This is a genomic window from Skermanella sp. (genome assembly GCF_059503625.1).
The window spans coordinates 1-6,237 of sequence record NZ_JCACHA010001002.1; the positions used below are offsets into that span (position 1 = coordinate 1).

The 6,237-nt window shown below is 64.5% G+C and carries 7 protein-coding genes; 4 read left to right on the top strand and 3 right to left on the bottom strand.

Going from position 1 to position 6,237, the window contains the following annotated elements:
• On the top strand, positions 1–501 hold a 501-nt coding region (locus AC5JJ6_RS36595; protein ID WP_496046753.1), incomplete at its 5' end, for an SDR family NAD(P)-dependent oxidoreductase.
• A gap of 9 nt (positions 502–510) precedes the next feature.
• Here the strand turns inward: AC5JJ6_RS36595 and AC5JJ6_RS36600 are convergent.
• Positions 511–1,134, bottom strand: coding sequence for a LysE family translocator (locus AC5JJ6_RS36600; RefSeq protein WP_496046754.1), 624 nt, complete (start codon positions 1,132–1,134; stop codon positions 511–513).
• A gap of 144 nt (positions 1,135–1,278) precedes the next feature.
• Here AC5JJ6_RS36600 and AC5JJ6_RS36605 point away from each other — a divergent pair, with 144 nt between their 5' ends.
• Positions 1,279–2,280: an alpha/beta hydrolase gene (locus AC5JJ6_RS36605; protein ID WP_496046755.1), complete on the top strand. Its 1,002-nt coding sequence runs from the start codon at positions 1,279–1,281 to the stop codon at positions 2,278–2,280.
• A gap of 21 nt (positions 2,281–2,301) precedes the next feature.
• Here the strand turns inward: AC5JJ6_RS36605 and AC5JJ6_RS36610 are convergent, their stop codons facing one another.
• Both AC5JJ6_RS36610 and pyrC read right to left on the bottom strand, forming a co-directional pair.
• Positions 2,302–3,003, bottom strand: a complete 702-nt coding sequence (locus tag AC5JJ6_RS36610) for an orotate phosphoribosyltransferase (RefSeq protein ID WP_044429643.1) — start codon at positions 3,001–3,003, stop codon at positions 2,302–2,304.
• Between the two features lie 42 nt (positions 3,004–3,045).
• A complete protein-coding gene (pyrC, locus tag AC5JJ6_RS36615; RefSeq protein ID WP_496046756.1) occupies positions 3,046–4,110 on the bottom strand; it encodes a dihydroorotase in 1,065 nt (354 codons plus the stop codon).
• 186 nt (positions 4,111–4,296) lie between these two features.
• Between pyrC and hisS the strand changes: the two genes are divergently transcribed.
• Entirely contained in the window at positions 4,297–5,646 is a 1,350-nt protein-coding gene (hisS, locus tag AC5JJ6_RS36620) for a histidine--tRNA ligase (protein ID WP_496046757.1), read from the top strand.
• 382 nt (positions 5,647–6,028) lie between these two features.
• A complete protein-coding gene (locus AC5JJ6_RS36625; RefSeq protein ID WP_496046758.1) occupies positions 6,029–6,214 on the top strand; it encodes a hypothetical protein in 186 nt (61 codons plus the stop codon).
• The last annotated feature ends 23 nt before the right edge of the window (positions 6,215–6,237 follow it).

Sequence of the window (6,237 nt, forward strand, 5' to 3'; positions counted from 1 at the left end):
CTGGCGACGGTCGAACTCAACGTGGTCGCCCCCACCGTCCTGACCCGAGCGCTCCTGCCCGGCATGATCGAGCGGGCGCGGCGCGACCATCTCAGGTGCGGCCTGATCCTGGTTTCAAGCACGACGGCGTTCCAGCCGATCCCGCTGCTGACGACCTACTCCGCCACCAAGTCCTTCGTGCTGGCCTATGGCGAGGGCCTGCACGAGGAAACCCGGCGAGAGCCGCTGGACCTGCTGGTGCTGTGCCCCGGCGCCACCCGCACCGACTTCAGCGAACGCTCCGGCTTCGATCTTTCCCGCATCCCCGGCGCTTCCGACCCGATGGACGTGGCGCGCGAAGGCCTGGACCAGCTTGGCCGCCGGACGGTCCATGTGGTCGGCATCGGCACCCGCGCGGCCCTGACGCCCTTCCTGATACCCAGGCGGATCGCCACCGGCGGCGCCGGCGCCGTCATGTCGGTCCTGGGCAGGGTCAACCGGATGCGGCCCCGGCGGTTATAGGGCAGGCGCTCAGGCCGGCCGCAACGCCTGCCAGAGCGTGGCCACCGCAAAGCCGATGAACATGACTCCGGTGGCGCGGACGATCCAGATCTCGCCCGCCCGGTAGAGACGCCGCAGCGGCGGCGTCCCGACCAGCCAGATCAGGATGGCGTCGGCGACCAGGAACCCAACGAACACCGCGCCCAGCAGCAGCGGCGCGTTGGCCACCGTCAGGGATTCCAGGTTTCCCGCAAGCAGCGCCGTGAAGACCGACAGCGTGACCGGGTAACTCTTTGGGTTGGTGATGCCGAACATCAGCCCTCGGTGCAGCGGACGGCGAACCGATGTGGAAACCTGACCGGTCGCATCCCGCCTAACCAGTACCGCCCGCATGCCCAAATAGAGCAGGTACGCACCGCACACTACGGCCAAGGTCTGAAACACCACCGGCGCTATCACCTTGGCCCCGATCAGGGCCGTCAGCGCCAGCATGGACCATAGGGTGTCCCCCACCAGATGGCCGATCAGGAAGCCGGCCCCTGCCCGCCTGCCCTGCGCGGCGCCGATCCCAAGCAGCGCCAGCACGGCCGGACCGGGAGTCAGGACGACGATCGCTCCGGCCATCGCCGCCGCCATCAGGATCGATGCTTCCATTCCGCCCCGCCCGCCTTACCGATACCCGCCGCCACTTCGATGGCGCTCATGGTGGCGCGCCGGTCGTAAGCCCGCAAGGGTGTTGCGCGCATCCCCAGCATGATGGCATTCAATGCACATGACCTGAAGATGGGGAGAGCGTCCGTGCCCGATGTGACCTTGCCGGACCCTGGCGAACTGGCGGCGGCGCCTCCGGTACTGGGTGAACCTCCCCCAACCATCGGCATGCTGAAGCTGCCCGACGGCGCAATGATCCGGCACGCCTGCTGGGAACCGCCGCAGCCTCCCCACGCCACGCTGCTGATGCTGAACGGCCGCTCCGAGTTCATCGAAAAATACGACGAGCTGGCGCGCGGCTGGACCGCGCGTGGATACCGGGTCTTCAGCCTGGACTGGCGCGGCCAGGGACGCTCGACCCGGCCGCTGCCGCCGCCCCGCCAGCAGCGCCATTACCTGCCCGACTTCGAAGTGCTGGAGGAAGACCTTCAGTTCTTCCTGGAGCGAATCGTCCTGCCCCGTCAGGCCGGACCGCTGGTGATCTACGCCCACTCCATGGGCGGCCATATCGCGGCGCGCTATCTGGCGACCGGCAGAAGGCACTTTGCCGCCGCCGTGCTGTCGGCGCCCATGACCGATATCAGCACCAACGGCGTGCCGCGCCCCATCGTCCGGGCGCTGTCCTCCATCATGACCAGGACCGGGTTCGGCACCGCCTATGCGCTGGGACAGGGCGATTACGACCCGCGCGGGCACAGCTTCGAAAACAATCCCGTCACCCATGACCCAAAGCGCTGGGCCGTCCATCACCAGTGGTTCCGGACCCACCCGGAACTAAGGGTAGGCGGCGTCACCTGGGCATGGCTGAACGCCACCTTCCGCTCGGTCGATCTGCTGGCCCGGACCGAGACGGTAGCCGGCGTCGATCTGCCGATCCTGCTGCTCAGCCCGCAGCAGGACCCGCTGATCCCCCCCGATTCCCACCGGAAGTTCTGCCTGCGCTATCACAACTGCACCGTGATCCGCTATCCGGAGGCCCGGCACGAAGTCCTAATGGAAACCGACGACCTGCGCGACCGGGCCTGGACCGACATCGACCGCTTCCTGGAACCGATCGTCGGTTCGTCCGCCAAGGTCGAGGCCTCGTAGTTCCTCAACAGACGAAAATAATCACGAAGCCGGATACTCGGCAACGCCGCCATGGGCGCCCGACCAATCGACCGGGCTGTTCAGGAACTTCTCGACCTCGCCCAGCGTATGCGTGTCGAAGTAGTTGTTGTCCTTGGCGACCCGCAGTACGTCCCACCACGTTGCCAGCGCATGCAGGCGCACGCCGATATTGGCCATGTTGGTGTGGCTCTGCGGGAAGATGCCGTAGTGGAACACGACAAAAGTATCCGTCACCAGAGCGCCGGCATCGCGCAGCGCCTGCACGAAGTTGATCTTGCTCTTGCCGTCGGTCGTCAGGTCCTCGACCAGCAGCGTGCGGGCGCCTTCAACAACGTCGCCCTCGATCTGGGCGTTCCGGCCGAAACCCTTCGGCTTCTTGCGGATGTACTGCATCGGCAGCGCCAGACGGTCGGCGATCCAGGCGGCGAAGGGAATGCCCGCCGTCTCGCCGCCGGCGACGATGTCGATCGACTCGAACCCGATCTCCCGCGCCAGCGTGGCGGTCGCGAAGTCGATGACGGCGCCGCGCGCACGCGGATAGGAAATGATCTTGCGGCAGTCGATATAGACCGGGCTCGCCCAGCCCGACGTGAAGATGAAGGGCTTCTCGCCGTTGAAATGCACCGCCTTGATCTCGATCAGCATCTTGGCGGTAAGCGTGGCGATGTAGTCCGGGTCGTAAGTGGCGCTGAGCGGAGTCATGGGCTAAATCCTAAAGGCCGGAGGCAGATAATAAGAACGTCGTCAGTCGGCAAGACGCCAGTTCAGGCGTTCGCCGCTCTGGAACGGCAGCACGGCGTCGCCATCGGACGACAGGACGATCTCGGGAACAGTCTGCCAAGCGCGCTCCAGCGTCACGGTATCCTCGTTGACCGGCAGCCCATAGAAGCGCGGGCCGTTGAGGCTGGCGAAGGCTTCGAAGCGGTCGAGCGCCCCCTCCTCCGCGAAGACCTGGGCATAGACCTCGACGGCGGTCGGCGCCGTGAAGACACCGGCGCAGCCGCAGGCGCTCTCCTTGGCGGTCAGCGGATGCGGGGCAGAGTCGGTGCCGAGGAAGAACGGCGCCGCCCCCGACGTGGCGGCGCGGCGAAGCGCCAGCCGGTGGCGTTCGCGCTTGGCGATGGGCAGGCAATACAGGTGCGGCCGGATGCCGCCCGCGAAGATATGGCTGCGGTTGATCACCAGATGATGGGCCGTGATGGTGGCGCCCAGCCGTCCGCTGGTGTCGCTTGAGACGAAATCCGCCGCCTCCTGCGTCGTGATGTGCTCGAACACCACCTTCAGGCCGGGGAAATCCTTCAGCAGCGGGATCATGACCCGGTCGATGAACACCGCCTCGCGGTCGAAGATATCGACATCGGCGTCGGTCACCTCGCCATGGACCAGCAGCGGCATGCCGATCCGCTGCATCCGCTCCAGCACGCCCGCGACCTTGGCAAGGTCGGTGACGCCATGGGCCGAATTGGTCGTGGCATGGGCCGGATAGAGCTTCACGGCGGTAAAGACGCCGCTCTCGTGCCCGCGCGCGATCTCGTCGGCATCGGCGCCGTCGGTCAGGTAGCAGGTCATCAGCGGCTGAAAAGCCGACCCAGGCGGCAGGGCGGCCTTGATCGCGTCGGCATAGGCCGTTGCCTGCGCCACCGTGGTCACGGGCGGTTTCAGGTTCGGCATGACGATGGCGCGGCCGAACTGACGCGCGGTATACGGCACGACAGCCTTCAGCATCGCGCCGTCGCGCAGATGCAGGTGCCAGTCGTCGGGGCGACGGATGGTCAGCGTGGTCGGCTCAGGCGTGGGCGTTGATGTCATCGGCGTTGCGTATCCGGTCCGGCTGGCAGGCTATGGGTCGCGTTTTAGAAGCTTTATGCCGCGGGCTCAACCGGCTTGCTCGTTGGGTCTGGTTTGCGCCGCCCTGCCGAACCCGCTAGATTGTCGCGCCTGCACGGTTTTCTGATTTTTTTACTCTCCCGAAGACGTTGACCAGAAGAAGTTGAAATGAGCCTGATCCAAGCCAAGACCCCGCCCGGCGTGATGGAACTGCTGCCCAGGGACCAGATCGCCTTCCAGCATTTTCTGGACACCATCCGGCGCGGGTATGAGCGGTTCGGCTTCCTGCCGGTCGAAACCCCTGTTTTCGAGACGGTCGACGTCCTGCTGACCAAGACCGGCGGCGAGACCGAGAAGCAGGTTTATTTCGTCCAGTCCACCGGTTCGCTCCAGCAGGCCAAGGCTCCGGAACTGGCCCTGCGCTTCGACCTGACCGTCCCGCTGGCCCGCTACGTCGCGGAGCACGAACACGATCTGGCCTTCCCCTTCCGCCGCTACCAGATCCAGCGGGTCTACCGGGGCGAGCGGGCGCAGAAGGGCCGCTTCCGCGAGTTCTACCAGTGCGACATCGACGTGATCGGCAAGGACAGTCTGCCGGTCGCCTATGATGCCGAGATGCCGGCGGTGATCTACCACGTCTTCCGTGAGCTGAACGTCGGCGGCTTCACGATCAACTTCAACAACCGCAAGCTCCTGGCCGGCCTGTTCGAGAACTTCTCGCTGGAAGACGGCGAGCGCCGCAAGCTGGCGCTCCGCGAAATCGACAAGATGGACAAGATCGGCCGCGACAAGGTGATCGACAGCCTGACCGGCGGCGACATCGCCCTCGACCGCGACTTGGCCGTCCGCCTGCTCGACGCCATCGGCCTGACCGGCACCAACGCGGAGATCGTGGCGGCTCTCGAAGCGATGCCGGGCGACAGCGAGCTGTTCCGCCAGGGCCTCTCCGAACTGAAGGCCGTGCTGGAAGGCCTCCGCGCGCTCCAGGTCCCGGAAGAGTTCGTCAAGATCAACCCCGCCATCGCGCGCGGCCTGGACTACTACACCGGCACCGTCTACGAAACCTTCCTGAACGACTTCCCCGGCGTCGGCAGCGTCTGCTCCGGCGGCCGCTACGACAATCTGGCGAGCCACTACACCAAGTCGAAGCTTCCGGGAGTCGGCATCTCGATCGGAGCTACCCGGCTGTTCTACCAGTTGAAGGAAGCGGGCGTCATCAAGGCGGACCGCAGTACCAGCGCCGTCCTGGTGACCCAGCTCGACCCGGCGCTCTCCACCGACTACCTCGCCATCGCCGCCGACCTCCGCGCTGCGGGGATCAATACCGAGGTCCAGTTCGAAGCGTCCAAGATCGCCAAGCAGCTGAAATACGCCGACCGCGCCGGCATCCGCTTCGCCGTCCTGATGGGCACCGACGAACAGGCACGCGGCACGGTCACGCTGAAGGACCTGATCAAGGCCGAACAGCACGACGTACCGCGCGCGGAACTGGCGGAACGGGTGCGCGGACTGCTCTGACGGCGGCGTCCAAAGCGATTCGTCTTTTCTCGTGGGCATGCCGGACCGGTTCTCGCTACGCCCACGACCGGTTTGCCGGCAGGCAGCGACGCCGTTTGAGTCCAACGGTGTCGCCGTTTCCTGACTCTGCCTTCACCTAAGCCCGTTGACGCAGGAAAAGCGGCATCTTGTCGCTATGGCTAATTTTATACCCCAGTACCTAAACCCTATGCATTTGGAGCGATGCACCAAGAGATCCTTGATCCATGTCAAGCCAAAACAAACAATAATATAAATGTTTACACTTCGAGTAAATACGTAGTTAATTTTTGTAGGTCATATTCCTCTTACTTAGAATTAGTTTCGAACTGACGTTGTTAAGCGCAGGTAAAGGATTAAAGACATGCTCAAGCTGCTCCCTATCATCAGGAATGCCAAGGTCGGCACTAAACTGGCGTCGGGCTTTGGAGTTCTACTTCTCCTTATCGTGGGCATGGTAGGGCTCCAGCAGCGCTCGATGGGTGTCCTGGAAGACAGCTATTCTGAATCGGCAAACGTCGTAATTGCTCACGGTATTGGCTGGTTATGAGCAGTTAGGCGACGGTGAAGGAT